At 70.2% G+C, this 25,365-nt stretch carries 19 protein-coding genes and 1 pseudogene; 15 read left to right on the top strand and 5 right to left on the bottom strand.

What is annotated here, in order from left to right; translation table 11 throughout:
* The first annotated feature begins 91 nt into the window (after positions 1–91).
* The 4 genes from WBG99_RS09345 (at position 92) to mutM (ending at position 2,885) form a co-directional block, all read left to right on the top strand.
* The gene (locus WBG99_RS09345; protein ID WP_338895886.1) at positions 92–736 is read left to right on the top strand and encodes a YceD family protein; all 645 of its coding nucleotides are present in this window, start codon (positions 92–94) and stop codon (positions 734–736) included.
* 2 nt (positions 737–738) lie between these two features.
* Positions 739–912, top strand: coding sequence for a 50S ribosomal protein L32 (gene rpmF / locus WBG99_RS09340; protein WP_003951102.1), 174 nt, complete (start codon positions 739–741; stop codon positions 910–912).
* Positions 913–919: 7 nt separating this feature from the next.
* Entirely contained in the window at positions 920–1,768 is an 849-nt protein-coding gene (gene rnc, locus WBG99_RS09335) for a ribonuclease III (protein ID WP_338895885.1), read from the top strand.
* A gap of 256 nt (positions 1,769–2,024) precedes the next feature.
* Positions 2,025–2,885: a bifunctional DNA-formamidopyrimidine glycosylase/DNA-(apurinic or apyrimidinic site) lyase gene (gene mutM / locus WBG99_RS09330; RefSeq protein ID WP_338895884.1), complete on the top strand. Its 861-nt coding sequence runs from the start codon at positions 2,025–2,027 to the stop codon at positions 2,883–2,885.
* Here mutM and WBG99_RS09325 read toward each other — a convergent pair.
* The gene (locus WBG99_RS09325; RefSeq protein WP_338895883.1) at positions 2,858–3,298 is read right to left on the bottom strand and encodes a helix-turn-helix domain-containing protein; all 441 of its coding nucleotides are present in this window, start codon (positions 3,296–3,298) and stop codon (positions 2,858–2,860) included. The two genes, mutM and WBG99_RS09325, sit on opposite strands and share 28 nt — an antisense overlap.
* 98 nt (positions 3,299–3,396) lie before the next feature.
* A complete protein-coding gene (locus WBG99_RS09320; protein ID WP_338895882.1) occupies positions 3,397–4,344 on the bottom strand; it encodes a CAP domain-containing protein in 948 nt (315 codons plus the stop codon).
* A 190-nt stretch (positions 4,345–4,534) separates the two neighbouring features.
* Between WBG99_RS09320 and WBG99_RS09315 the strand changes: the two genes are divergently transcribed.
* The 4 genes and pseudogenes from WBG99_RS09315 (at position 4,535) to WBG99_RS09300 (ending at position 11,066) form a co-directional block, all read left to right on the top strand.
* Positions 4,535–4,816 (top strand): acylphosphatase, encoded by a 282-nt coding sequence (locus tag WBG99_RS09315; protein WP_338895881.1) that lies wholly within the window; start codon positions 4,535–4,537, stop codon positions 4,814–4,816.
* A 398-nt stretch (positions 4,817–5,214) separates the two neighbouring features.
* Positions 5,215–5,418, top strand: coding sequence for a hypothetical protein (locus tag WBG99_RS09310; RefSeq protein ID WP_338895880.1), 204 nt, complete (start codon positions 5,215–5,217; stop codon positions 5,416–5,418).
* Between the two features lie 249 nt (positions 5,419–5,667).
* A pseudogene (locus WBG99_RS09305) lies at positions 5,668–9,380 on the top strand (AAA family ATPase).
* Positions 9,381–9,647: 267 nt separating this feature from the next.
* The gene (locus WBG99_RS09300; protein WP_338895879.1) at positions 9,648–11,066 is read left to right on the top strand and encodes a sugar porter family MFS transporter; all 1,419 of its coding nucleotides are present in this window, start codon (positions 9,648–9,650) and stop codon (positions 11,064–11,066) included.
* Positions 11,067–11,211: 145 nt separating this feature from the next.
* Here the strand turns inward: WBG99_RS09300 and WBG99_RS09295 are convergent, their stop codons facing one another.
* On the bottom strand, positions 11,212–12,183 hold the full coding sequence (locus WBG99_RS09295; protein WP_338895878.1) for an LLM class flavin-dependent oxidoreductase: 972 nt from the start codon (positions 12,181–12,183) through the stop codon (positions 11,212–11,214).
* Between the two features lie 135 nt (positions 12,184–12,318).
* Between WBG99_RS09295 and ftsY the strand changes: the two genes are divergently transcribed.
* On the top strand, positions 12,319–13,524 hold the full coding sequence (gene ftsY / locus WBG99_RS09290) for a signal recognition particle-docking protein FtsY (RefSeq protein WP_338895877.1): 1,206 nt from the start codon (positions 12,319–12,321) through the stop codon (positions 13,522–13,524).
* A gap of 137 nt (positions 13,525–13,661) precedes the next feature.
* Here the strand turns inward: ftsY and WBG99_RS09285 are convergent, their stop codons facing one another.
* The gene (locus WBG99_RS09285) at positions 13,662–14,318 is read right to left on the bottom strand and encodes a bifunctional DNA primase/polymerase (protein WP_338895876.1); all 657 of its coding nucleotides are present in this window, start codon (positions 14,316–14,318) and stop codon (positions 13,662–13,664) included.
* Positions 14,319–14,744: 426 nt separating this feature from the next.
* Here WBG99_RS09285 and WBG99_RS09280 point away from each other — a divergent pair, with 426 nt between their 5' ends.
* From WBG99_RS09280 to ffh, 5 genes are all read left to right on the top strand, one after another.
* Complete coding sequence (locus tag WBG99_RS09280; protein ID WP_338895875.1) at positions 14,745–16,220, top strand: hypothetical protein; 1,476 nt, start codon at positions 14,745–14,747, stop codon at positions 16,218–16,220.
* Between the two features lie 390 nt (positions 16,221–16,610).
* Positions 16,611–17,879: an ammonium transporter gene (locus WBG99_RS09275; protein ID WP_338895874.1), complete on the top strand. Its 1,269-nt coding sequence runs from the start codon at positions 16,611–16,613 to the stop codon at positions 17,877–17,879.
* Positions 17,876–18,214, top strand: coding sequence for a P-II family nitrogen regulator (locus WBG99_RS09270; protein WP_003997576.1), 339 nt, complete (start codon positions 17,876–17,878; stop codon positions 18,212–18,214). Before WBG99_RS09275 ends, WBG99_RS09270 begins: the two co-directional genes overlap by 4 nt.
* A 26-nt stretch (positions 18,215–18,240) precedes the next feature.
* Positions 18,241–20,751 (top strand): [protein-PII] uridylyltransferase, encoded by a 2,511-nt coding sequence (locus WBG99_RS09265; RefSeq protein ID WP_338895873.1) that lies wholly within the window; start codon positions 18,241–18,243, stop codon positions 20,749–20,751.
* Between the two features lie 142 nt (positions 20,752–20,893).
* Positions 20,894–22,447 carry a signal recognition particle protein gene (ffh, locus tag WBG99_RS09260; RefSeq protein WP_338895872.1) on the top strand — a complete coding sequence of 518 codons (1,554 nt, stop codon included), beginning with the start codon at positions 20,894–20,896 and terminating at the stop codon, positions 22,445–22,447.
* Between the two features lie 306 nt (positions 22,448–22,753).
* Here ffh and WBG99_RS09255 read toward each other — a convergent pair whose 3' ends face one another.
* On the bottom strand, positions 22,754–23,614 hold the full coding sequence (locus WBG99_RS09255) for an SAM-dependent methyltransferase (RefSeq protein ID WP_338895871.1): 861 nt from the start codon (positions 23,612–23,614) through the stop codon (positions 22,754–22,756).
* Positions 23,615–23,814: 200 nt separating this feature from the next.
* Between WBG99_RS09255 and proS the strand changes: the two genes are divergently transcribed.
* Positions 23,815–25,230, top strand: coding sequence for a proline--tRNA ligase (proS, locus tag WBG99_RS09250; protein WP_338895870.1), 1,416 nt, complete (start codon positions 23,815–23,817; stop codon positions 25,228–25,230).
* Positions 25,231–25,365: the final 135 nt, after the last annotated feature.

Here is a 25,365-nt window from a genome sequence, read left to right as displayed (position 1 = left end):
CATGCTGTCCGCAGAAGACGCCCGCGATCGAGCGCTGTCCGGACATCGAGGACGGCGCCCTCCGCCGAGTTCCGCGACACCGAAAGCAGAAATGGCTCTGAACGCCCGCCTCGACCACCGCGACCCCCTCGTGTTCGACACGCACGAGCTGGGCCGGCGGCCCGGTGCGCTGCAGCGCCTGACGCGTTCGGTCGACGCTCCCAAGGATCTCGGCATCAAGGGGGTCATCGGAGTGCCGGAAGGCGCCCCGGTGGAGCTCGAACTCCGTCTGGAGTCGGTCATGGAAGGGGTGCTCGTCACAGGCACCGCCCGTGCACAGGCCGAGGGGGAGTGCGTAAGGTGTCTGGAGCCGCTGGAGCTGGAGCTCGAAGCGGACTTCCAGGAGATGTTCTCGTACCCTGACGCCGACGACCGGGGCCGCCCCAAGGCGGAGCCGGCCGACGACGCCGAGGATGACGAGGACAGGCTCTTCATCGAGGACGGCCTGTTCGGCCTCGAACCCGTGCTGCGTGACGCGGTGGTGCTCGCACTGCCTATGCAGCCGGTGTGCCAGGACGACTGTCTGGGCCTGTGCTCCGAGTGCGGAGAGCGGCTCACTGACGCCCCGGACCACCACCATGACGCCGTCGACATCCGTTGGGCGGCACTGCAGGGACTCGCCGGTTCACTCGAAGATGGCGAGAAGGACGAGATGAGCGGCGCCGAACCGGGCGTCGACGAGAAGCAGGAGAAGTAGCCGTGGCTGTTCCGAAGCGGAAGATGTCGCGCAGCAACACGCGCCACCGCCGGTCGCAGTGGAAGGCTGCGGTCCCCACCCTGGTTGCGTGCGAGCGCTGCCACGAGCCCAAGCAGCAGCACATCGCGTGCCCGTCTTGCGGCACCTACAACAAGCGCCAGGTCCTCGAGGTCTGAGCGGCTGGTGAGAGGCACTGTGTCCAGCCCTAAGAAGGCGGATGACGCCAAGAAGCATTCCCTTCGCGTGAGCGGAGGCGGCCCGGCGGAGAACACAGCCTCGTCCCACACGCTTCTGGAAGGGCGGCTCGGGTACCAGCTCGAGTCCGCCCTTCTGGTGCGCGCGCTGACCCACCGTTCGTACGCGTACGAGAACGGCGGCCTGCCCACCAACGAGCGCCTGGAGTTCCTCGGGGACTCCGTGCTCGGCCTCGTGGTCACGGACACGCTGTACCGCACCCACCCCGACCTGCCCGAGGGCCAGCTGGCCAAGCTGCGGGCCGCGGTGGTCAATTCTCGTGCGCTGGCGGAGGTGGGCCGCGGGCTCGACCTCGGCTCCTTCATCCGGCTCGGCCGGGGTGAAGAGGGCACAGGCGGGCGGGACAAGGCGTCCATCCTCGCCGACACGCTGGAAGCGGTGATCGGTGCGGTCTATCTCGACCAGGGGCTGGACTCGGCGGCGGAGCTGGTGCACCGCCTGTTCGACCCGCTGATCGAGAAGTCCTCGAATCTCGGAGCCGGCCTGGACTGGAAGACCAGCCTCCAGGAGCTCACCGCGACCGAGGGGCTCGGTGTGCCCGAGTACCTGGTCACGGAGACCGGCCCCGACCACGAGAAGATCTTCACCGCTGCTGCCCGCGTCGGAGGCGTCTCGTACGGCACCGGCACCGGCCGCAGCAAGAAGGAAGCGGAGCAGCAGGCGGCCGAGTCCGCCTGGCGCGCCATCCGCGCGGCGGCGGACGAACGGGCGAAGGCAGCGCCAGCCGCAGTGGCCGAGACGCCGCCCGACGCCGAGCCGGACGCGGCTTCGGTCTGACCGTCGGCCGGCCCCTCCGGGGGCCGCCGCCCCGGATCCCCGCGCGCTGGTCTCATGCGAGTGTCCGGGGTGCTTGGCGGTGTGCGGGTTGTCTTCGGTGGCTCGCGCAGCTCCCCGCGCCCCTTGAGAAGCACGTCGGGTGCCCCCTGGCCTGCAGGGAGCGCGGGGAGCTGTGCTACCAGACACCCCTCACATCCCCCGCGGTCGGCACACGACATCCCCCCGAACTCTCAGGCTCCCGCCCCCGGAGGACCCCGTGCCCGAACTTCCCGAAGTCGAGGTCGTACGACGGGGCCTGGAGCGGTGGGTGGCGCACCGGGCCGTCGCCGACGTCGAGGTGCTGCACCCCCGGGCGATCCGCAGACACCTGGCCGGACCCGAGGACTTCGCGCACCGCCTCAAGGGTCACCGCATCCGTGAGCCGAGCCGGCGCGGCAAGTACCTGTGGCTGCCCGTCGAGGACACCGGCATCGCCGTCCTGGCCCACCTCGGAATGAGCGGCCAGCTCTTGGTGCAGCCGCATGACTCGGCCGACGAGAAGCACCTCAGAATCCGCGTCCGCTTCGCGGACGCCCTGCGCACCGAACTCCGCTTCGTCGACCAACGCACCTTCGGCGGCCTGTCGTTGCACGACACCACCCCCGAGGGCCTGCCGGACGTCATCGCGCACATCGCACGCGACCCCCTCGACCCGCTGTTCGACGCGGAGGCCTTCCACCAGGCGCTGCGGCGGAAGCGTACGACCGTCAAACGGGCCCTGCTCGACCAGTCGTTGATCAGCGGCGTCGGCAACATCTACGCGGACGAGGCGCTTTGGCGCTCGCGCATCCACTACGAGCGCCCGACCGCCGGTTTCACACGCCCCCGGACCACCGAACTCCTGGGCCACGTAAGGGACGTGATGAACGCGGCCCTCTCGGTGGGCGGCACGAGCTTCGACAGCCTGTACGTCGACGTCAACGGCGAGTCGGGGTACTTCGACCGCTCGCTCGACGCGTACGGCAGGGAGGGACTGCCCTGCCGGCGCTGTGCCACCCCCATGCGCCGACGGCCGTGGATGAACCGATCCAGCTACTTCTGCCCGCGGTGTCAGCGGGCGCCGCGTGCCTCGTCGTAACGCTCGCGCGCGCTGAGCACGTCCTCCATGCGGCCCTCCACGCAGATGATGAGGGACAGCACACGCTCGGAGATTTCGCGGCCGAGCGGGGTGAGCGTGTAGTCGACACGGGGCGGGTTGGTGGGCTGGGCCTCCCGGTGCACCAGGCCGTCGCGCTCCAGGGCGTGCAGGGTCTGGGAGAGCATCTTCTCGCTGACGCCGTCGACGCGGCGGCGCAGCTCGTTGAAGCGGAGCGAGCCCTCGTACAGCGCTCCCATCGTGAGCACGCCCCAGCGGCCCGTGACGTGCTCCAGGGTGCCCCGCGAGGGACAGTTCCTGGCGAACACGTTGAAGGCCAAGGCGTCGAAGGCCACGGCGTCCGCGTCCGCGGAAGCCTGCGCGGGCGTCACGGCGGTCTGCGCGGCTGATTCCATACGTTGAGGATACTCCGACGCAGCGCTAACCAGAAGGTTGCACTAACTTCTGGTTAGCCTCCCCGGGGGCGCTGCCCGGCGCCGGGATGGAACGCTGTCTAGTAGCCGAAGTCCTGCGTCCACCACGGGCCGCCGTCGCCCATGTGGACACCGACACCGAGGGTCTTGAAGTCGCAGTTCAGGATGTTCGCCTTGTGGCCGGGGCTGTTCATCCAGGCTTCCATGACCGCCTCGGCGTTGGCCTGGCCGCGGGCGATGTTCTCGCCGCCGAGGCCGGTGATCCCGAGGATGGCGGCGCGGTCCCACGGGTCCTGGCCGTCGGGGTCGGTGTGGTCGAAGAAGCCGCGGGCGGCCATGTCCTTGCTGAAGACCTCGGCCAGCTCGGCCAGGTCGCTGTTGGCCGCCACCGGGTCACAGCCCGCCTTGGCCCGCTCCTCGTTGACCAACTGGAGGACCGCGGCCTCGGCCTGGGTCTCCGTGGAGATCTCCACCGGGGGAGGGGTCTTCTTCTCCTCCGTGGGCCTGGCGCTCGGCGTCGTGGGCTTCTTGGAGCCGGAACCCCTGTCCGCCTCTTCGGTGGGCTTCTCCGACGGGGTCTCAGCGGGGGAGGGGCTGGTCGACGGGGAGGTTTCGCGCTCGGCGTCGCGGCTGGTGGACTCGTCCTCGCGCTGCTCCTGCGCGGCGCCGTCCGTGCCGCCCTGCTGGTCCGCCGCACCCGTCGGCGAGCCGGTCGGTACCACCGTCTCGGTGCTGTTGCCCCCGCTGACCGTGTACTTGTCGCCGCCCGGCAGCACCCCGGTGGCCACCGCGACGGTGCCGAGGGCGACGGCGGCGGACACACCGAGCAGACCGGTCTTCACGGACGTCGCGGCCTTCTTCTTGCGGCGGCGCGAACCACCGGCGCGCGATGCGGTCTGGGCGTCGGCCTCCAGGACTGCGGCGAACCCGTACAGGTTCTCCGGGCCGTAGTGGGGCTCTTCGGAGGTGAAGCCCGTGGTGGTGACCCCGGTGGCGCGGCCGGCGGCGGAGCGTCGGTGGCGTCCCATGTTCTGGCCTTCCTCGTCCTTGCGGTGTCCTGCGGTCAACGTTGGGGAGGTTGTCAACGTTGTGATAGCCGTCTTCACGAACCCCACACGAACGAGTGAGTTTCATATGAGATTCATTGGGTGGGGACGGTACAGCATGGCGCCAGGGGAGTGAGAGGCCCGAGAGGTATTGGCCCGTTAGCGTGCAGTCATGAGCGAGGATGTACGGCTGGTCGCCTGGGTGCGTGGACGGGTGCAAGGTGTGGGTTTCCGCTGGTTCACCCGGGCCAGAGCCCTGGAGATCGGCGGGCTGAGTGGTTTTGCTCTCAATTTGGCCGATGGGCGGGTCCAGGTGGTCGCCGAGGGCCCGCGTGAGGCGTGTCAGGGGCTTCTCGACTGGCTCCAGGGCGACGACACGCCCGGGCGCGTGGACGGCGTCACCGAGATCTGGGACACACCGCGAGGGGGCTATGCGGGCTTCGCCATCCGCTGACGCCTGCCTGTGAAGCGGGCCGGATGAGGGCGAGAGGGCCGCCGCTGGCATATGCCAGGAGCATGCACAAAGCAGAAACGTGCAGGTGATTGCCAAGACGGTTCTGTCATGGCAGGCTCCGAAGAACGGATGATCCCCTCGCTCCGCCGTCCAGGAGAGGCCCTGTCGCCGCCGCAGCGTCGCCCGCTCAGGGCCGCGCGTCACAGGGTTGCCCGCCAATGCGGGGCGTGATCGTGTTGACCGTCAAACTTTTTGGTGAGACGCTGAAAGCCCCGCGCACCTTAGCTGTTTGGCATGGAGTACGGCAGCAAAACTCAACAGTGCCAAGCACCACGGGTGCGATTCCCTCACGACCCATACCGCTTCGGTCGGTCACTCATTGTGGAGGACCATCCATCATGGCAAAGGCGCTTCTCGGTTACGTCGGCGGCTCCGACCCGCGACTCCTCGCCGAGATGCGACGGCTCCAGCAGCGCGTCCAGGACCTGGAATCCGAGCTCGGACGCATCCAGGCGGAGAACGACGCGCTGACGGCTGCCGCTTCTCACGACTCGCTTATGGAGAGCATCGACGCACACCAGGCGGAGCCTGCGCTCACCTGATCACTGCATCGCGGCACGTACCACACGTACTACGACAGCAGTGGTTGGGCTGCCCGTATCAACCGCTAAGTTGTCAGATCTGCAAGGGACGCCTTCTCTAGAGGCGTCCCTTCTTCTTTCCCGAGGTTCCGTTCCCCCGCACCCCCACGCTTTCCCCACTCTCTTCAACGTCTGATGTGCCCTGCACGTTCATGGGCGAAACCGTTCGTTCATGGAGTGAGACAAGGCCGGAAGGTAGAGTCCGGCGGCGTGCACCTCAAGGCCCTGACCCTCCGCGGTTTCAAATCGTTCGCCTCGGCGACCACACTCCGGTTCGAGCCGGGCATCACGTGTGTCGTCGGACCGAACGGCTCGGGCAAGTCGAACGTCGTGGACGCGCTCAGCTGGGTCATGGGAGAGCAGGGCGCGAAGTCGCTGCGCGGCGGCAAGATGGAGGACGTCATCTTCGCCGGCACCACCGGGCGCCCCCCGCTCGGCCGCGCCGAGGTGTCCCTGACCATCGACAACTCCGACGGGGCCCTCCCCATCGAGTACGCCGAGGTCACGATCACGCGGATCATGTTCCGCAACGGCGGCAGCGAGTACCAGATCAACGGTGACACCTGCCGTCTTCTCGACATCCAGGACCTGCTCTCCGACTCCGGCATCGGCCGTGAGATGCACGTCATCGTCGGGCAGGGCCAGCTCGACTCCGTCCTGCACGCCGACCCCATGGGCCGCCGCGCCTTCATCGAAGAGGCCGCCGGCGTCCTCAAACACCGCAAGCGCAAGGAGAAGGCCCTGCGGAAACTGGACGCCATGCAGGCCAACCTGGCCCGCGTCCAGGACCTCACCGACGAACTCCGCCGCCAGCTCAAACCGCTCGGCCGCCAGGCCGCCGTCGCCCGCCGGGCCGCCGTCATCCAGGCGGATCTGCGGGACGCGCGGCTGAGACTGCTGGCCGACGATCTCGTACGGCTCCACGCGGCGCTGCGGACCGAGGTCGCCGACGAAGCCGCGCTGAAGCAGCGCAAGGAGGCCGCCGAGGCCGAGCTGAGGAAGGCGCTGCACCGGGAGGCGCGGCTGGAGGACGAGGTACGACGGCTCACCCCGCGCCTCCAGCGAGCCCAGGAGACCTGGTACGCGCTCTCGCAGCTCGCCGAACGGGTGCGCGGCACGATCTCCCTGGCCGACGCCCGGATCAAGAGCGCCACCTCCGCGCCCCCCGAGGAGCGGCGTGGCCGCGACCCCGAGGACATGGAGCGAGAGGCCGTCCGGATCCGCGAACAGGAGGCCGAACTCGAAGCGGCCCTGGAGGCGGCCGAGCGCGCCCTGGAGGACACGGTCGAGCACCGCGCCGAGCTGGAGCGCGAACTGACTGCTGAGGAACGCCGTCTCAAGGACGTCGCCCGCTCCATCGCCGACCGCCGCGAAAGCCTCGCCCGCCTGGGCGGTCAGGTCAACGCCGCCCGCTCCCGCGCGGCCTCCGCCCAGGCCGAGATCGATCGCCTGGCCGCCGCCCGTGACGAGGCGCGGGAACGCGCCGTGGCCGCCCAGGAGGAGTACGAGGCGCTGAAGGCCGAGGTCGACGGCCTCGACGCCGACGACACCCGACTGACCGAACAGCACGAAGCGGCCAAACGCGCCCTGGCCGAGGCCGAGTCCGCCCTCACCGCGGCCCGCGAAACCAGCACCGTCGCCGAACGCCGTCGCGCCGCCACCCAGGCCCGGCACGAAGCCCTCGCACTGGGCCTGCGCCGCAAGGACGGCACGGGCGCCCTGCTCGGCGCGAAGGACCGCGTCAACGGACTGCTCGGCCCGGCCGCACAGTTGCTGACCATCGCCCCGGGCCACGAGATCGCCCTCGCCGCCGCCTTCGGTGCCGCGGCAGACGCCATCGCGGTGACGAACCCCGCCTCGGCCGCCGAAGCCATCCGCCTGCTCCGGAAACAGGACGCGGGACGGGCAGCGCTGCTGCTGGCGACGGCGCCGGAGGACCCGGGGGACGGACCGGTTGCGGGCGCCCGAGCGGCCGGCGCTGACCACGGTGGTTCGCACGACGACTCCGGGCAGGCACAGACCACCCAGCCCTGCACTTCGGGCGCTTCCGGCGTCTTCGCGGCGGGCCCCGCCGGTGGCGAACCCGCCTCCCCTGTCCATGGTGGTTCCCCTCGCGCCCACGGCCATCCCCACGCCGCCGACCTCGTCCGCGGCCCCGCCGAGCTCCTGCCCTCCGTGCGGCTGCTGCTGCGGGGCATCGTCGTCGTGGGCACCCTCGAAGACGCCGAGGATCTTGTCTACGCCCGTCCCGATCTCACCGCGGTGACCGCCGAGGGCGATCTGCTCGGGGCGCACTTCGCGCACGGCGGTTCGGCGGGGGCGCCGAGTCTGCTGGAGGTGCAGGCGTCCGTCGACGAGGCGGCGGCCGAGCTGGAGGAACTGGCCGTCCGCTGCGAGGAGTTGACCGAGGCGCAGCAGAGCGCGGTCGAGCTGCGTCAGGAACGGGCCCGGGCCGTGGAGGAGTGGGGGAGCGGCGCCGGGCGGCCGAGCGGGAGAAGTCGACGGTCGCCCAGCAGCTCGGGCGGCTGGCCGGGCAGGCGCGGGGCGCCGCCGGGGAGGCCGAGCGGTCCACGGCTGCCGCCGCGCGGGCCCAGAAGGCGCTCGACAGAGCAGTACAGGAAGCCGAGGAGCTGGCCGAACGGCTCGCGGTGGCCGAGGAGATGCCGGTCGAGGAGGAGCCCGACACCTCCGTACGGGATCGGCTCGCGGCGGACGGGGCCAACGCGCGGCAGACGGAGATGGAGGCCCGGCTCCAGGTGCGGACGCACGAGGAGCGGGTCAAGGGGCTCGCGGGGCGCGCGGACTCGCTCGACCGGGCGGCCCGCGCCGAGCGCGAGGCGCGGGCGCGGGCCGAACAGCGCCGGGCGCGGCTGCGACACGAGGCGGCCGTCGCCGAGGCCGTCGCGTCCGGCGCCCGGCAACTGCTCGCCCACGTGGAGGTGTCCCTCGCCCGCGCGGAGGAGGAACGTACCGCCGCCGACGCCGCCAAGGCCCGCCGGGAGCAGGAACTCGCGCAAGCCCGGGGCGAGGGGCGCGACCTCAAGGCCGAGTTGGACAAACTAACCGACTCCGTCCACCGGGGCGAGGTGCTCGGTGCCGAGAAGCGGATGCGGATCGAGCAGCTGGAGGCCAAGGCGCTCGAGGAGTTGGGTGTCGAACCGGAGGGGCTGATCTCGGAGTACGGGCCCGACCAGCCCGTACCGCCCTCGCCGCCGGCCGAGGGTGAGGAACTGCCGGAGGATCCGGGGCATCCCCGCAACCAGCCGAAGACGTTCCACCGGGCCGAGCAGGAGAAGCGCCTTCGGGCGGCGGAGCGGGCGTACCAGCAGCTGGGCAAGGTCAATCCGCTGGCGCTGGAGGAGTTCGCCGCGCTGGAGGAGCGGCACCAGTTCCTCAGTGAGCAGCTGGAGGACCTGAAGAAGACCCGTGCCGATCTGCTCCAGGTGGTGAAGGAGGTCGACGAGCGGGTCGAGCAGGTCTTCACCGAGGCCTACTGGGACACCGCGCGGGAGTTCGAGGGCGTCTTCAGTCGGCTCTTCCCCGGTGGTGAAGGGCGGCTGATCCTGACCGACCCCGACAACATGCTCACCACCGGCGTGGACGTCGAGGCCCGTCCCCCGGGCAAGAAGGTCAAGCGGCTGTCACTGCTCTCCGGCGGCGAGCGGTCGCTGACCGCCGTCGCCATGCTCGTGTCGATCTTCAAGGCTCGGCCCAGTCCGTTCTATGTGATGGACGAGGTCGAGGCGGCGCTCGACGACACCAACCTGCAGCGGCTGATCCGGATCATGCAGGAGCTGCAGGAGGCGTCGCAGCTGATCGTGATCACCCACCAGAAGCGGACCATGGAAGTCGCCGACGCGCTGTACGGCGTGTCCATGCAGGGGGACGGCGTGTCGAAGGTCATCAGCCAGAGGCTGCGTTAGCCGTTTTGGTCTGCGGGTAGGCGGGGGCTTGTCGCGCCCACGCGGCGGGTCACCCATAGGTCGCAGCCTCGCGCCCCGGGTGGCCGCCGCTGTTTCCATTTCTTCAATAAATGAACGAAGCGTCACCCCTTTGCCCCTCTGTACCGTCAGATTACGCCCTATTGACTTAGAAACTTGAAGATATGGTCTCTGGGTCGTTGCTTTTACCTTCAAATCGAAGGCTTCCCCCACATCGGCGACGTCGCCGGTGGTCCGAGGAGTACAGACGTGACCAGCACTGCGCAGTCATCCAAGGCGGGAGCGCGGGACGCTCCGCCCGACCATCTCTCGCACGTGATCTTCATCGCGGCGGCGGCCGCGATGGGCGGCTTCCTCTTCGGCTACGACAGCGCCGTGATCAACGGCGCCGTCGAAGCCATCCGGGACCGCTACGACATCGGTTCCACGGCCCTGGCCCAGGTCATCGCCGTCGCCCTGATCGGCTGTGCCGTCGGTGCCGCCACCGCTGGCCGTATCGCCGACCGCATCGGCCGGATCCGGTGCATGCAGATCGCCGCCGTACTCTTCATCGCCAGCGCCGTCGGCTCCGCGCTCCCCTTCGCGCTGTACGACCTCGCGTTCTGGCGCGTCGTCGGCGGCTTCGCCATCGGCATGGCGTCCGTCATCGGCCCCGCCTACATCGCCGAAGTCGCCCCGCCCGCGTACCGAGGACGGCTCGGCTCCTTCCAGCAGGCCGCGATCGTCATCGGCATCGCCATCTCCCAGCTGGTCAACTGGGGCATCCTGAACGCCGCCGAGGGCGACCAGCGCGGTGAGCTGCTCGGCCTGGAGGCCTGGCAGATCATGCTCGGCGTCATGGTCGTCCCGGCCGTCCTCTACGGTCTGCTCACCTTCGCCATCCCCGAGTCCCCGCGCTTCCTGATCTCCGTCGGCAGGAACGAGCGCGCCCGTGAGGTGCTCACCGAGGTCGAGGGCGAGGGCGTGGACCCGGACGCCCGGGTCGCCGAGATCGAATCGGCCATGAACCGCGAGCACGATTCGACCTTCAGGGACCTGCTCGGCGGGAGCTTCCTCTTCAAGCCGATCGTCTGGGTCGGTATCGGCCTGTCGGTCTTCCAGCAGTTCGTCGGCATCAACGTGGCGTTCTACTACTCCGCGACACTGTGGCAGTCCGTCGGTGTCGACCCGACCGCGTCGTTCTTCTACTCCTTCACGACCTCGATCATCAACATCGTCGGCACCGTCATCGCGATGATCTTCGTGGACCGCATCGGCCGCAAGCCGCTCGCCCTCATCGGCTCCGTCGGCATGGTCCTCGGCCTCGCCCTGGAGGCCTGGGCCTTCTCCTTCGACCTCGTCGACGGCAGGCTCCCCGCCACCCAGGGCTGGGTCGCCCTGATCGCCGCCCACGTCTTCGTCCTCTTCTTCGCCCTCTCCTGGGGTGTCGTCGTCTGGGTCATGCTCGGCGAGATGTTCCCGAACAGGCTCCGTGCCGCCGCCCTGGGCGTGGCCGCCTCCGCACAGTGGATCGCCAACTGGGCCATCACGGCGAGCTTCCCGTCCCTGGCCGAGTGGAACCTCTCCCTGACGTATGTGATCTACACGGTCTTCGCCGCCCTCTCCATCCCCTTCGTCCTCAAGTTCGTGAAGGAGACGAAGGGCAAGGCGCTGGAAGAGATGGGTTAGCCCGTCGGCCACGCGCCTTCACCCCTCCGGGGGAAGGTCCGAGCCCCCGCCGCCCCTCTCCTCGTACCCCTCCGCCGTCCCGGCCCGACCACCGAGCGGGCCGGGACGGCGGTTCGTGGGCGAACTCCCGGGTCGGACGTGACGGTCAGCCGTCGAGCCGCGGCAGCACCCGCTCCGCGAACAGCCGCAGTCCGCGCCACCCCTCCTCGACCGGCATCCCGCCCGCCAGCGGATGCAGTACGTAGTTGTCCAGGCCCAGCGCCACGCACGCGTCCGGCGTGACGATCCGGTACACGCCCTCCGCGCGCAGCTCCGCCACCGTCGCGGCCCCCGACCGCACGGCCGACCGTATGCCGCCCGACTGCCAGGAGGCGTACGTCCGCGCCTCGTGCAGGAAGTGCCCGCCGTACTCGGCCCACGCCCGGTCCGGATCCTCCGCGACATGCAGCAACGGGGTCTCGGCGGCGGGCATCATGGTCCAGCCCTCGGTGCCGTACTCGACCAGCCGCTCCCTGTAGTACGCCTCCAGCTCCGGCAGATGCGCGCTCGGGAAGAAGGGGAGGCCGAGGCGGGCCGCCCTGCGGGCCGCGGCCTTCGACGAGCCGCCGACCAGCAGCGGCGGATGCGGCTCGGTGCCCGGTCGCGGGGTGACCCGGACCGTGCGTCCCCGGTAGTGAAACCGCTCACCGGTCCATGCCTGGAGCAGCGTCTCCAGCACCTCGTCCTGGAGTTTTCCGCGCCCCTTCCAGTCGACGTCGAACTGCGCGTACTCCTCCGGCCGGTATCCGATCCCGGCGACGGTCACCAGCCGCCCGCCGCTCACCAGGTCCAGCACGGCGATGTCCTCGGCCAACCGCAGCGGGTCGTGCAGCGGACCGATCACCGCCGACACCGTCACCGTGATCCGCCGCGTCGCCCCGAACACCGCCCCCGCGAACACGAACGGCGACGGCAACCAGTTGTTGTCGACCCCGTGGTGCTCCTCCGTCTGCACGGCAGAGATGCCCCGCTCATCGGCGTACGCGGCCATCTCGACGGCGGCCCGGTAGCGGGCCCGGAGCGAGGCGGGCGTCGCGCCGGGCTCGACCAGGTTGAAACGGACGACCGTGACGGGCATGGGGACCCCCTTCGGGCGGCTGTGGAGGGGGACGTTAGCTGACGGCTCGTCAGGTATCCAGAGGTGGGGAAGAGGCGCGGAACCCCGTACGGCGATCGAACGCGGCGCGGGGCGGTCCCGCATACTGGTTCCGTTATGGAACTCATCCTTGCTGTAGTCATCGCCGTGGTCGTGCTCGGCGTGCTGGGCGGGCTCGTCGTAGGCGGCCGCAAGAAGAAGGCGAAGACCCTGCCCGGGGCGCCCCCCACGACACCCGACATCACCGCACCACCGGCCGAGCCGCACGTCGGCGACGAGGCCGAGGAGCCGCGCGACCAACCGCGCAGAACGATCGAGGAGGTGGACCTCCCGGATGCCACGGCGACGGCGCCCGTCGCCGTCGAGGAGCCGCCGGCCGCCCCCGCGATCGAGGTCCCCGAGCCGACCGCCGGCCGTCTGGTGCGGCTGCGCGCCCGGCTCTCCCGCTCGCAGAACGCGCTCGGCAAGGGGCTGCTCACGCTGCTCTCGCGCGAGCACCTCGACGACGACACCTGGGAGGAGATCGAGGACACCCTCCTCACCGCCGACGTCGGCGTGCAGCCCACCCAGGAGCTGGTCGAACAATTGCGCGAGCGTGTGAAGATCCTCGGTACCCGCACTCCGGCGGAGCTGCGCGCGCTGCTGCGCGAGGAGCTGCTCAAGATCCTCGTCCCGGAGTTCGACCGCGCGGTCAACACCGACTCGCCGCTCGACACCCCGGGCATCGTGATGGTCGTCGGCGTCAACGGCACCGGCAAGACCACCACCACCGGCAAGCTCGCCCGGGTCCTCGTCGCCGATGGCAAGAACGTCGTCCTGGGCGCCGCCGACACCTTCCGCGCCGCCGCCGCCGACCAGCTGCAGACCTGGGGCGAGCGCGTCGGCGCCCGCACGGTGCGCGGTCCCGAGGGCGGCGACCCGGCGTCCGTCGCCTTCGACGCCGTCAAGGAGGGCATCGAGGAGGGCGCCGACGTCGTCCTCATCGACACCGCCGGCCGGCTGCACACCAAGACCGGCCTCATGGACGAACTCGGCAAGGTCAAGCGCGTCGTCGAGAAGCACGCGCCGCTCGACGAGGTGCTCCTCGTCCTCGACGCCACCACCGGTCAGAACGGCCTCGTCCAGGCCCGCGTCTTCGCCGAGGTCGTCAACATCACCGGCATCGTCCTCACCAAGCTGGACGGCACCGCCAAGGGCGGCATCGTCATCGCCGTACAGCGCGAGCTGGGCGTACCCGTCAAGCTCATCGGCCTGGGAGAGGGCGCGGACGACCTGGCGCCGTTCGAGCCGGAGGCGTTCGTGGACGCGCTGATCGGCGAGTGACCTCCACATACGAAAATTCGCATGTGAGGCAATAGATGGTACAAGAAGCGCCCGCCCCGGAGGTGCAGTCGGGGACGGGCGCTTCGCTGTGTGCGTGTGCGTGTGCGTGTGCGTGCGTGTACGAGGGCCTGGGCTAGCTAGGCCCGCGACCGGTGTGCCACGTACGCCAGTGTCCCCAGCAGCAATCGCGCGGCCGGGGGCTGTGTCGCCGAGTCGAGGGCGGGGGAGCGGAGCCAGCGGACCGGGCCGAGGCCGGCGCGGTCGGAGGGCGGGGCGGTGATGTGGGCGCCGGGGCCGAGGCCGCGCAGGTCGAGGGCGGACGGGTCGTCCCAGCCCATGCGATAGAGCAGCGCGGGCAGTTGGGCGGCGGCGCCGGGGGCGACGAAGAAGTGGGCGCGGCCCTCGGGGGTGATGGTCACGGGGCCGAGCGGAAGGCCCATGCGCTCAAGCCGGGCGAGTGCGTGCCGGCCCGCCGACTCGGCGACCTCGATCACGTCGAAGGAGCGGCCCACCGGCAGCATCACGGCGGCGCCGGGGAACTCGCCCCAGGCCTCGGTCACCTCGTCGAGCGTGGCCCCGGCGGGGACCGGCGGCGCGAAGTCGAGTGGATGCGCGCCGGGCGCGGAGCAGTCGGTCCTGCCGCACGAGCACGCGCCCGATGCCGCCCGCGCGCCGGGGGCGACGTCCCACCCGCAGAGGCCGGTGAACTCGGCCACGGCCGTACATTCAGAGGAACGGCCGCGTCGACGCGCGCCGGATCGCATCTCCCGGATGCCGCCGATCGTGAAGCCCATGCCCCCTCCAACGTGTCCAGCTCGCCGACGGTTACGCGACGGAGTCGTAATGCGACGCTCTGTTTCCGTCGGGGCGGCGTGCTACGGCACCGCCGGTGGTGCGGTCGACGTCGCGCGCCCCTGAATGCGTCACTCCGCCCGCTCCCGGTCGTCAGGTGTCAAGTGAATCGCGTACGGGCGACCGTGAGTTCATTCGAAGGGGTGGCGAATGGTGGCGTTTCTGGAATCACCGTGCCCGGACGGGTGATCGTAGGATTACTTTGAGTGCACGGAACCTGGGGACGTATGCGCTCGTGGGTATGCCGGAGGCAAGTCGTCTTTCCGTTCGACGGGTGACAAGTGTCGGACGTACGGCGTGGTAACCGGCATTCTGGTAGGGCTTGGCGCACACAGCGCACAAGTGGTTTCAGGGATGGGGGCGTTCCAGTGGGCGGCAACGGCGGAAGCGGCACGAACGCTGAGAAGCGCCCGAACGAACTGCTGGGCTCATGGTTCGTCCGCAGCGGCTGGTCCAAGGGTGAGCTCGCCCGGCAGGTGAACCGCCGGGCCCGTCAGCTCGGGGCCAATCACATCTCCACCGACACCTCACGCGTACGGCGTTGGCTCGACGGGGAGAACCCGCGCGAGCCGATCCCGCGGATCCTGTCGGAACTGTTCTCCGAGCGGTTCGGCTGTGTCGTCGCCGTCGAGGATCTGGGGCTGCGTGCCGCCCACCAGTCCCCCTCCGCCTCCGGTGTCGACCTGCCCTGGACGGGCCCGCAGACCGTGGCGCTGATCAGCGAGTTCTCGCGCAGCGACCTGATGCTGGCGCGGCGCGGCTTCCTCGGCAGCTCGCTGGCCCTGTCCGCCGGTCCGGCCCTCATCGAACCGATGCAGCGCTGGCTCGTCCCCTCGCCCCCCGCCCCGCGCGCGGAGCCCGAGCCGCCGCCCGCCGCCCGCCGCGTCGGCCGCCTCTCCCAGCCGGAGCTGGACCTCCTCGAATCCACCACGGTGATGTTCCGGCAGTGGGACGCCCAGTGCGGCGGCGGTCTGCGCCGCAAGGCCGTGGTCGGCCAACTGCACGAGGTGACCGACCTCCTCCAGGAGCCCCAGCCCGAGGCCACCACCCGGCGGTTGTTCAAGGTCGCCGCCGAGCTGGCCGAGCTGGCCGGCTGGATGAGCTACGACATCGGTCTGCAGCCCACCGCCCAGAAGTACTTCGTCCTGGCCCTGCACGCGGCCAAGGAGGCGGGCGACAAGCCCCTCGGCTCGTACGTCCTCTCCAGCATGAGCCGTCAGATGATCCACCTCGGCCGCCCCGACGACGCCCTCGAACTGATCCATCTCGCCCAGTACGGCAGCCGGGACTGCGCGAGCCCGCGCACCCAGTCGATGCTGTATGCGATGGAGGCCCGCGCCTACGCCAGCATGGGCCAGCCCGGAAAGTGCAAACGGGCGGTCCGGATGGCCGAGGACGTCTTCGCCGACGCCGAGGAATGGGACGACCCCGATCCCGACTGGATCCGCTTCTTCAACGAGGCCGAACTCCACGGCGAGAACTCCCACTCCTACCGCGACCTCGCCTACGTCGCCGGCCGCAGCCCCACCTACGCGTCCCTCGCCGAGCCGGTGATGCGCCGGGCGGTCGAGCTCTTCGCCACGGACACCGAACACCAGCGGTCGTACGCGCTGAACCTGATCGGCATGGCCACCGTGCACCTGCTCCAGCGCGAACCCGAGCAGGGGGCGGCCATGGCCAAGCAGGCCATGGCGACCGCGAAGAAAGTGCGTTCCGAGCGCGTCAACACGCGCATCCGCAAGACCGTCGACACGGCCGTACGCGATTTCGGCGGCCTCGCCGAGATCGTCGACCTCACCGAGCAGCTCGCCGTCCACCTCCCAGAAACCGCCGAAGCGGTCTGACCCCGGCCCGGCCCGCCGCACCCCAAGGGCCCATCGACTCCGGCCGCGGCCGGCCATCCCGACTGCCCGACTCGGCTCCCCCATGCCAGGTCATCGGATGGTCTGCCGTGGCCGGTCCGTTCCGGACGTCCCACCGGAAGTTCCATCGGATACGAAACCGTTATCCGCCGAGAGGCCCGCAGAGGCTGGGCCCCACACGGGATGGCTCCTCCCAGATTCACGTTTCACTTGTCTGTAACGTGACGGGGACCTTCGTCACGTGCGGGAAACATTTCCAAACTCCCTGTGAAACCGGGCTGCGTCAGTCTCCTGAGCACAGTCGGCCCTCCCCATAGCTCCCCAAGCTTCAGCATCCGCACGGGCCGTTCCGACCACGAGGAGATACCGGCATTGAACGGCACAGATACCGGATTCGTATTGATCAGTGCGGCGCTCGTCATGTTGATGACGCCCGGGCTGGCGCTCTTCTACGGCGGCATGGTCCGCGCCAAGAGCGTGTTGAACATGCTGATGATGTCCTTCATCTCGTTGGGCATCGTCACCATCCTGTGGGTGCTCTACGGGTACTCGCTGGCCTTCAGTGGTGACATCGGCGGCTTCATCGGCAATCTGGACGCGATCGGGCTGAAGGGCATCAACGCCGACAGCACGATGGCGAACTTCGCGGACGAGCAGATCTCGGTCTTCGCGTTCGCCCTCTTCCAGATGCTGTTCGCCGTGATCACGGCCGCTCTCATGAGTGGTGCGCTCGCCGACCGTGTCAAGTTCAGTTCCTGGATGATCTTCATCGGGATCTGGGTCACCGTGGTGTACTTCCCGATCGCCCACTGGGTCTGGGCGACCGGCGGATGGCTCTTCGAGATGGGCGTCATCGACTTCGCGGGTGGTACCGCCGTTCACATCAACGCAGGTGTCGGCGCACTCGCGGCCGTCCTTGTCGTGGGCAAGAGGGTCGGATTCAAGAGGGACCCGATGCGGCCGCACAACATGCCGATGGTCCTGCTCGGCACCGCGCTGCTGTGGTTCGGCTGGTTCGGCTTCAACGCCGGCTCCGAGCTCGGCGTCGACGGCACCACCGCCCAGATGGCCATCAACACCCAGATCGCGACCGGGGCCGCCGTGATGGGCTGGCTGATCTACGAGCGCATCCGCCACGGCGCCTTCACGACGCTCGGTGCCTGCTCGGGTGCCGTCGCCGGTCTCGTCGCGATCACCCCGTCCGGTGGTCACGTCAACGCCTTCGGCGCCATGCTCATCGGTGTCGTCGCCGGTGCGGTCTGCTCCTGGGCCGTCAGCCTCAAGTACAAGCTCGGCTACGACGACTCCCTCGACGTCGTCGGCGTCCACCTCGTCGGCGGTGTCATCGGTACCCTCATGGTCGGCTTCCTGGCCATGGAGGGCGCAGGCTGGAGCCAGTTCGGCAAGCAGGCCACCGGTGCCTTCTCGGTGATGGGCTACACCTTCGTCCTCACCTACATCATCGCCTTCGTCATCCAGAAGACGATCGGCTTCCGCGCCTCCGAGGAGGACGAGGTCGCCGGTATCGACCAGGCGGCCCACGCCGAGACCGCGTACGACTTCAGCTCGGCCGCCGGTTCGCACATCTCCGCCAGCGCGAGCAGCGTCGCTGCCCCTCAGAGCAAGAAGGTCGAGGCATGAAGCTGATCACCGCAGTCGTCAAGCCGCACAGGCTCGACGAGATCAAGGAAGCCCTCCAGGCCTTCGGGGTCCATGGTCTGACGGTCACCGAGGCGAGCGGCTACGGTCGGCAGCGGGGACACACCGAGGTGTACCGCGGCGCCGAGTACACGGTCGACCTGGTTCCCAAGATCCGGATCGAGGTACTGGCGGAGGACGACGACGCCGAGCAGTTGATCGACGTCATCGTCAAGGCCGCCCGCACCGGCAAGATCGGTGACGGCAAGGTCTGGTCCCTCCCGGTCGAGACGGCCGTTCGGGTCCGGACCGGCGAGCGCGGCCCGGACGCGCTCTGATCGAACAGAAGAACAGGAGTCACTGGGTGACGGGTACGGACGTACGCACGGATGCAGAGGACTCGGGACCCAGCGGCTACGCGGCGGCCCGGCTGCGCCTCCTCCAGGAGGAGGCGCGGTCCGGGCCGCCGCGCCGTACCGCCCTGGCCGAGCTGACCGACGACTGGCTCGGGGGACTGTTCGCCGCGGGCGCATGCGAACCGCACGGAGTCTCGCTCGTCGCCGTCGGGGGATACGGGCGCGGCGAACTCTCGCCCCGCAGCGACCTCGATCTGCTGCTCCTGCACGACGGGTCCGACCAGGAGGCGGTGGCCACGCTGGCCGACCGCATCTGGTACCCCGTCTGGGATCTGGGACTGGCCCTCGACCACTCCGTACGCACCCCCGCCGAGGCCCGCAAGACAGCCGGCGAAGACCTCAAGGTACAGCTGGGGCTGCTGGACGCCCGGCACATCGCCGGTGACCCGGGACTGACCGCCGGGCTGCGCACGGCCGTCCTCGCCGACTGGCGCAACCAGGCGCCCAAACGCCTCCCGGAACTCCAGGAGCTGTGCGCCGAGCGGGCCGAACGGCAGGGGGAGCTGCAGTACCTCCTGGAACCCGACCTCAAGGAGGCGCGAGGCGGACTGCGCGACGCCACCATGCTCCGGGCCGTCGCCGCCTCCTGGCTCGCCGACGCCCCGCGTGAAGGACTCGCCGACGCCCGCCGCAGCCTGCTCGACGTACGGGACGCGCTGCACCTCACCACCGGGCGCGCCACCGACCGGCTCGCGCTCCAGGAACAGGACCAGGTCGCCGCCGAGCTGGGACTGCTGGACGCCGACACCCTGCTGCGCCAGGTGTACGAGGCCGCGCGGGTCATCTCCTACGCCAGTGACGTGACCTGGCGTGAAGTGGGGCGCGTACTGCGCTCGCGCGCCGTGCGGCCCCGGCTGCGCAAATTGGTAGGGGACAGGAGCGACTTCCTCAGAAGGGCGGTGGTGGGCGACGGGAGAGCGCTCGGTGGCGGCAAGCCGGTCGCCGAGCGGTCGCCGCTCGCCGAGGGCGTCGTCGAGCAGGACGGGGAGGTCGTGCTCGCGCGGGCCGCCAAGCCCGACCGGGACCCCGTGCTGCCGCTGCGCGCCGCCGCCGCTGCCGCCCAGGCCGGACTGCCGCTCTCCCTCCACGCCGTACGACGCCTCGCCGCTGCCGCCCGGCCGATGCCGACGCCCTGGCCCGCAGAGGCGCGCGAGCAGCTCGTCACCCTGCTGGGTTCGGGGCGCCCGACCGTGGACGTCTGGGAGGCGCTGGAGGCCGAAGGCCTCATCACGCACCTGCTCCCCGACTGGGAGCGGGTCCGCTGCCGGCCGCAGCGCAACGCCGTGCACATCTGGACCGTCGACCGGCACCTCATCGAGACCGCCGTCCGCGCCTCCGAACTGACCCGCCGGGTCCACCGCCCCGACCTCCTCCTCGTCGCCGCGCTGCTGCACGACATCGGCAAGGGCTGGCCCGGCGACCACTCCGTCGCCGGCGAGATCATCGCCAAGGACGTGGCGGCCCGCATCGGCTTCGACCGCGAGGACGTGGCGGTGCTCTCCACGCTGGTACGGCATCATCTGCTGCTCGTCGACACCGCCACCCGGCGTGACCTGGAGGATCCGGCCACCGTCCGGTCCGTGGCCGACGCCGTCGGATCGCCGGGCACACTCGAACTGCTGCACGCGCTCACCGAGTCGGACGCTCTCGCCACCGGGCCCGCCGCCTGGTCGTCATGGCGGGCCTCGCTCGTCTCCGAGCTGGTCAAGCGGGTCGAGGCGGTGTTCGCCGGGGACGCCCCCGAGGAGCCCGAGCCCGGCGACCCCAGCGCCGAGCAGGAACGACTCGCCATCGAGGCGTTCCGCACGGGCGGGCCGGTGCTGTCGCTGCGCGCACAGCCCGACGGCGCGACCGCCGACGCCGAGGAGAAGGAGGAGAAGGCCGACCCCGAGCCGCTCGGTGTGGAACTCCTCATCGCCGTACCCGATCAGGAGGGCGTCGTGCCCGCCGTCGCCGGCATCCTCGCCATGCACCGGCTCACCGTGCGCACGGCCGAACTGCGGGCGCTCGACCTGCCGGACGTGGAGGGCTCCGTCCTGCTGCTGAACTGGCGGGTCGCCGCCGAGTACGGCTCGCTGCCCCAGGCGGCCCGGCTCCGCTCCGACCTCGTACGGGCCCTGGACGGCTCGCTGGACATCGCCGGGCGGCTCGCCGAGCGCGACGCGGCCTATCCCCGGCGCCGCGGCGTCGTCGCGCCTCCGCCACGGGTCACCGTGGCCGCGGCTGCCTCCCGGCACGCCACGGTCATCGAGGTGCGCGCCCAGGACGCCCCCGGCCTCCTGCACCGGATCGGGCGCGCCCTGGAGGAGGCCGGGGTTCGGGTGCGCAGCGCGCATGTGTCGACGCTGGGCGCCAACGCCGTGGACGCGTTCTACGTCACCGGGTCGAAGGGCGCACCGCTGCCGGGCGACGAGGCGGCGTCCGTGGCACGGAAGCTGGAGGAGACCCTGCGGGGCTGAGCGGACGGGTACGGGGCCCGCTCGGGGTCCCGTACCCAGAGGATCGGGTCTCTTGTCCACAGGGGTGGAGACCCGACCACACCCAGACAGATACCCTGGAGGGCGACTCCTACTGCCCCCGACTCCGAGGACCGACACCGCCGTGTTCGATACGCTCTCCGATCGCCTCTCAGCGACTTTCAAGAACCTGCGCGGCAAGGGGCGCCTCAGCGAGGCGGACATCGACGCCACGGCCCGCGAGATCCGCATCGCGCTCCTGGAAGCGGACGTCGCGCTGCCGGTCGTCCGGGGCTTCATCAAGAACGTCAAGGAGCGAGCGCTCGGCGCCGAGGTCTCCAAGGCGCTCAACCCGGCCCAGCAGGTCCTCAAGATCGTCAACGAGGAGCTGGTCGGGATCCTCGGCGGTGAGACCCGCCGCCTGCGTTTCGCCAAGCAGCCGCCCACCGTGATCATGCTCGCGGGTCTCCAGGGCGCCGGTAAGACGACCCTCGCGGGCAAGCTGGGCCGGTGGCTGAAGGAGCAGGGCCACTCGCCGCTGCTCGTCGCCTGTGACCTCCAGCGCCCGAACGCGGTCAACCAGCTCAGTGTCGTGGCCGAGCGCGCGGGTGTGGCCGTCTACGCCCCCGAGCCGGGCAACGGCGTGGGGGATCCGGTCAAGGTCGCCAAGGACTCCATCGAGTTCGCCACGTCGAAGGTCCACGACATCGTGGTCGTCGACACGGCCGGCCGCCTCGGTATCGACCAGGAGATGATGCGGCAGGCGGCGGACATCAGGGACGCCGTCTCGCCCGACGAGATCCTGTTCGTCGTCGACGCGATGATCGGCCAGGACGCCGTCAACACGGCGGAGGCCTTCCGTGACGGCGTCGGCTTCGACGGCGTCGTGCTCTCCAAGCTCGACGGTGACGCCCGTGGTGGTGCCGCCCTGTCGATCGCGTCGGTCACCGGCAAGCCGATCATGTTCGCGTCGAACGGCGAGAAGCTCGACGACTTCGACGCGTTCCACCCGGACCGGATGGCCTCCCGCATCCTCGACATGGGTGACCTGCTCACCCTGATCGAGCAGGCGGAGAAGACCTTCAGCCAGGAAGAGGCCCAGATGATGGCCTCCAAGCTGGCGTCCAAGAAGGGTCAGGACTTCACGCTCGACGACTTCCTGGCCCAGATGGAGCAGGTCAGGAAGATGGGCAGCATCAGCAAGCTGCTCGGCATGCTGCCCGGAATGGGGCAGATCAAGGATCAGATCAACAACATCGACGAGCGCGACGTCGACCGCACCGCCGCGATCATCAAGTCGATGACCCCCGGCGAGCGCCAGGACCCGACGATCCTCAACGGCTCGCGCCGCGCCCGTATCGCCAAGGGTTCCGGTGTCGAGGTCAGCGCGGTGAAGAACCTGGTCGAGAGGTTCTTCGAGGCCCGCAAGATGATGTCCCGCATGGCGCAGGGCGGCGGCATGCCCGGGATGCCGGGCATGCCGGGCATGGGCGGTGGCCCCGGCCGGTCCAAGAAGCAGCCCAAGAAGGCCAAGGGCAAGCAGCGCTCCGGCAACCCGATGAAGCGCAAGCAGCAGGAGCAGGAGGAGGCCGCCCGCCGCGCCGCGGGCGCGCAGGGCGGCGCCGCCCTGGGCCTGCCGGGCCAGCAGGACGGTCAGGACTTCGAACTGCCGGACGAGTTCAAGAAGTTCATGGGCTGACGGCCCTTCCGCCGTGCCCGACGGCGGACGCCGCGTGACCGGCCGGGGGGTGTGGCCGGGCACGCGGCGCCGGTGCCGTGCGTGGACGGCGTGGGTGTGGTTTCGCTCGTGGTGCTTGTGCCGGTACCCCCGTACGCCGGATGTGTTGTTCCCCTGAACGGTGCGTCAGGCTAGGGGTGCAGTGCGGCACTTGGCCAAGCGAAGGCGGCGCCGGACCGCTTTCTTCACACCCTTCACACCCGCTTCGGAAGAAGCTCTCGAAGACCTTCTCAGAGGTTCCCCGAATGCCTCAGGGTTTCCGCTGTCTCAGGGCGTCCGCGCGATCAGGTAGCGGAACACGTTCGGCATCCAGACGGTGCCGTCCGCGCGGCGGTGCGGGTGCAGGGCCTCGGTCAGTTCCTTCTCCACCTGGACCTGGTCGGTGGCCCTGATCGCCGCGTCGAAGAGGCCGGTCGACAGCAGCCCCCGTACCGCGTTGTCCATGTTGGCGTACCCGAAGGGGCAGGCCACGCGCCCGGAGCCGTCCGGCTTCAGGCCCGCACGCTGGGCGACCTCCTCCAGGTCGTCCCGCAGCGCCGGGCGCCAACTGCCCGCGCTGCGCAAGGGGTCGGCGAGTTTCGTGGCCACGCGGAGTACGCCGGACGTGGTGCAGCGTTCCGGTGGGCCCCAGCCGGCGAGCACCACGGGGGTGCCGCGTTCCGCGAGCGGGGTTGCCGACGCGAGCAGTTCGCCGAGGCCCTCGGAGTCCCCGGCCAGACAGCCGATCGGTTCGAAGGCGGTCACCAGGGTGTACAGCCCGTCGCCGGGGGCACGTGCCGCGTTCTCGGGGGTGCCGTCCACGACCCGGGCTTCGGCCCGCGCGCGCGTGCCCCATGCCTCCGGCAGCAGACGTTCCCGCGCGAGAGCCACTCTCTCGGGCGCCGCCGCGTCGACGCCGGTGACCGCGGCGCCCCGCGACGCCGCCATCAGAAGGGCGAGCCCCGACCCGCAGTCGAGACCGAGCAGCCGCGTACCGGTGCCGACGTCGAGGCGCCGGTAGACGGCCTCGTACAGCGGTACCAGCATGCGTTCCTGGATCTCGGCCCAGTCACGCGCGCGTGCCCACTGGTCCACGCGGGGTGCGGCCCCCGCGCGAGGCAGTCGCTGCCGCACGAGCGTAGGTGTCATATCGAAAGCGCCCCAATCCGCCGTGAGTTGCCGTATGCCGGATTTCCTGGCCCCCGTGGCAGTGCGCTCGCACTCCCCCCGTATGCCAGGAAACTCCGCACCCGGCGAGTCGTCCAGAGGGCGCGGACACCGGCTTGCGGACTGTCTGCGCGCGGGAAAAGAATTCACATCCCCGCAACGGTGCCCCGTAGCCTCGCGCCATGGCAAAGGCACCCGTTCTCACGCCCCGCGCGGACGACTTTCCGCGCTGGTACCAGGATCTGATCACCAAGGCCGAGCTGGCCGACAACGGTCCGGTGCGCGGCACCATGGTCATCCGACCGTACGGGTACGGCCTGTGGGAGCGGACGCAGCAGGAGATGGACGCCCGGATCAAGGAGACGGGCACGCAGAACGCCTATTTCCCGCTCCTGATCCCGCAGTCGTACCTCACCCGGGAGGCCGAGCACGTCGAGGGCTTCGCGCCCGAACTGGCCGTGGTGACGCACGGCGGCGGCAAGGACCTCGAAGAGCCCGCCGTGGTCCGCCCCACCTCCGAGATGATCATCAACGACTACTTCTCGAAGTGGGTGCAGAGCTACCGTGATCTGCCGCTGCTGATCAACCAGTGGGCGAACGTGGTGCGTTGGGAGCTGCGTCCCCGTCTGTTCCTCCGCACGAGCGAGTTCCTCTGGCAGGAGGGGCACACGGCGCACGCGACATGCGAGGAGGCGCGCGACTTCGCCGCGCACATCCACCGGGAGGTCTACGAGGACTTCATGGTGAACGTCCTCGCGATGGACGTGGTCCCCGGCCGCAAGACCGTCAAGGAGCGCTTCGCGGGTGCCGTCAACACCCTCACGCTCGAAGGCATGATGGGCGACGGCAAGGCACTCCAGATGGCCACCAGTCATGAACTGGGCCAGAACTTCGCCAAAGCCTTCAACACGCGGTACCTGTCCAAGGAGGGCGAGCGGGAACTCGTCTGGCAGACCTCCTGGGGTTCCACCACCCGCATGATCGGCGCCCTGGTGATGACGCACGGCGACGACGACGGCCTCCGGGTCCCGCCCCGGCTGGCCCACGTCCAGGCCGTCGTCCTCGCCGTCAAGGGCGACGGCGCGGTTCTGGCCAAGGTCCACGAGCTCGGCGACCGGTTGAAAGCCGTCGGCATCCGCGTCCAGGTGGACGACCGCACGGACGTCCCGTTCGGCCGCCGCGCCGTCGACTGGGAGCTCAAGGGCGTCCCCGTACGCATCGAGGTCGGCCCCCGGGATCTGGACGACGGCACCGCGATGCTCGCCCGCCGCATCCCGGGCGGCAAGGAGCCGGTCGCCCTCGACTCGCTCGTACGTCTGCTGCCCACGGTTCTCGAAGAGGACCAGGCGCTCCTGCTGAAGCAGTCGCGGGAGCGCCGTGAGTCCCGTACGAGCGAGGTGTGCACGCTCGACGAGGCGATCGAGGCCACCGCGGCCGGCGGCTGGGCGCGTATTCCCTGGTCGACGCTGGGCGAGGAGGGCGAGGCCCGGCTCGGGGAGCACGCGGTGACCGTACGGTGCCTGGTCGCCGAGGACGGGTCGGTACCCGACTCCTCCGACGCACCCGGTAACGTCGCTGTCGTGGCGCGCGCCTACTAGCGATCCGTTCCGCGGGGAGCGCGACCGAAACGCCCGTTGCGCATCCGCCGACCACCGCGTGCCCCGGCCCGCGGACCTCGTCTACACGCCTGTCAAGAGGGGTGGCACGACAGGGCCTCGGGTGAGGGTGGCGGC

The organism is Streptomyces sp. TG1A-60 (genome assembly GCF_037201975.1).
GTDB lineage: Bacteria > Actinomycetota > Actinomycetes > Streptomycetales > Streptomycetaceae > Streptomyces.
The sequence above is the reverse complement of the archived record's forward strand: the minus strand, read 5'-3'. Positions and strand labels throughout refer to the sequence as shown.

Excerpts from the sequence above, each read along its gene's own strand:
- WBG99_RS09270 (WP_003997576.1), top strand. The coding sequence starts at position 17,876 with ATGAAGCTGATCACCGCAGTCGTCAAGCCGCACAGGCTCGACGAGATC.
- WBG99_RS09345 (WP_338895886.1), top strand. The coding sequence starts at position 92 with ATGGCTCTGAACGCCCGCCTCGACCACCGCGACCCCCTCGTGTTCGAC.
- WBG99_RS09285 (WP_338895876.1), bottom strand. The coding sequence starts at position 14,318 with ATGGGCTTCACGATCGGCGGCATCCGGGAGATGCGATCCGGCGCGCGT.
- WBG99_RS09315 (WP_338895881.1), top strand. The coding sequence starts at position 4,535 with ATGAGCGAGGATGTACGGCTGGTCGCCTGGGTGCGTGGACGGGTGCAA.
- proS (WP_338895870.1), top strand. The coding sequence starts at position 23,815 with ATGGCAAAGGCACCCGTTCTCACGCCCCGCGCGGACGACTTTCCGCGC.
- WBG99_RS09320 (WP_338895882.1), bottom strand. The coding sequence starts at position 4,344 with ATGGGACGCCACCGACGCTCCGCCGCCGGCCGCGCCACCGGGGTCACC.
- WBG99_RS09325 (WP_338895883.1), bottom strand. The coding sequence starts at position 3,298 with ATGGAATCAGCCGCGCAGACCGCCGTGACGCCCGCGCAGGCTTCCGCG.
- WBG99_RS09295 (WP_338895878.1), bottom strand. The coding sequence starts at position 12,183 with ATGCCCGTCACGGTCGTCCGTTTCAACCTGGTCGAGCCCGGCGCGACG.
- ftsY (WP_338895877.1), top strand. The coding sequence starts at position 12,319 with ATGGAACTCATCCTTGCTGTAGTCATCGCCGTGGTCGTGCTCGGCGTG.
- WBG99_RS09255 (WP_338895871.1), bottom strand. The coding sequence starts at position 23,614 with ATGACACCTACGCTCGTGCGGCAGCGACTGCCTCGCGCGGGGGCCGCA.
- WBG99_RS09310 (WP_338895880.1), top strand. The coding sequence starts at position 5,215 with ATGGCAAAGGCGCTTCTCGGTTACGTCGGCGGCTCCGACCCGCGACTC.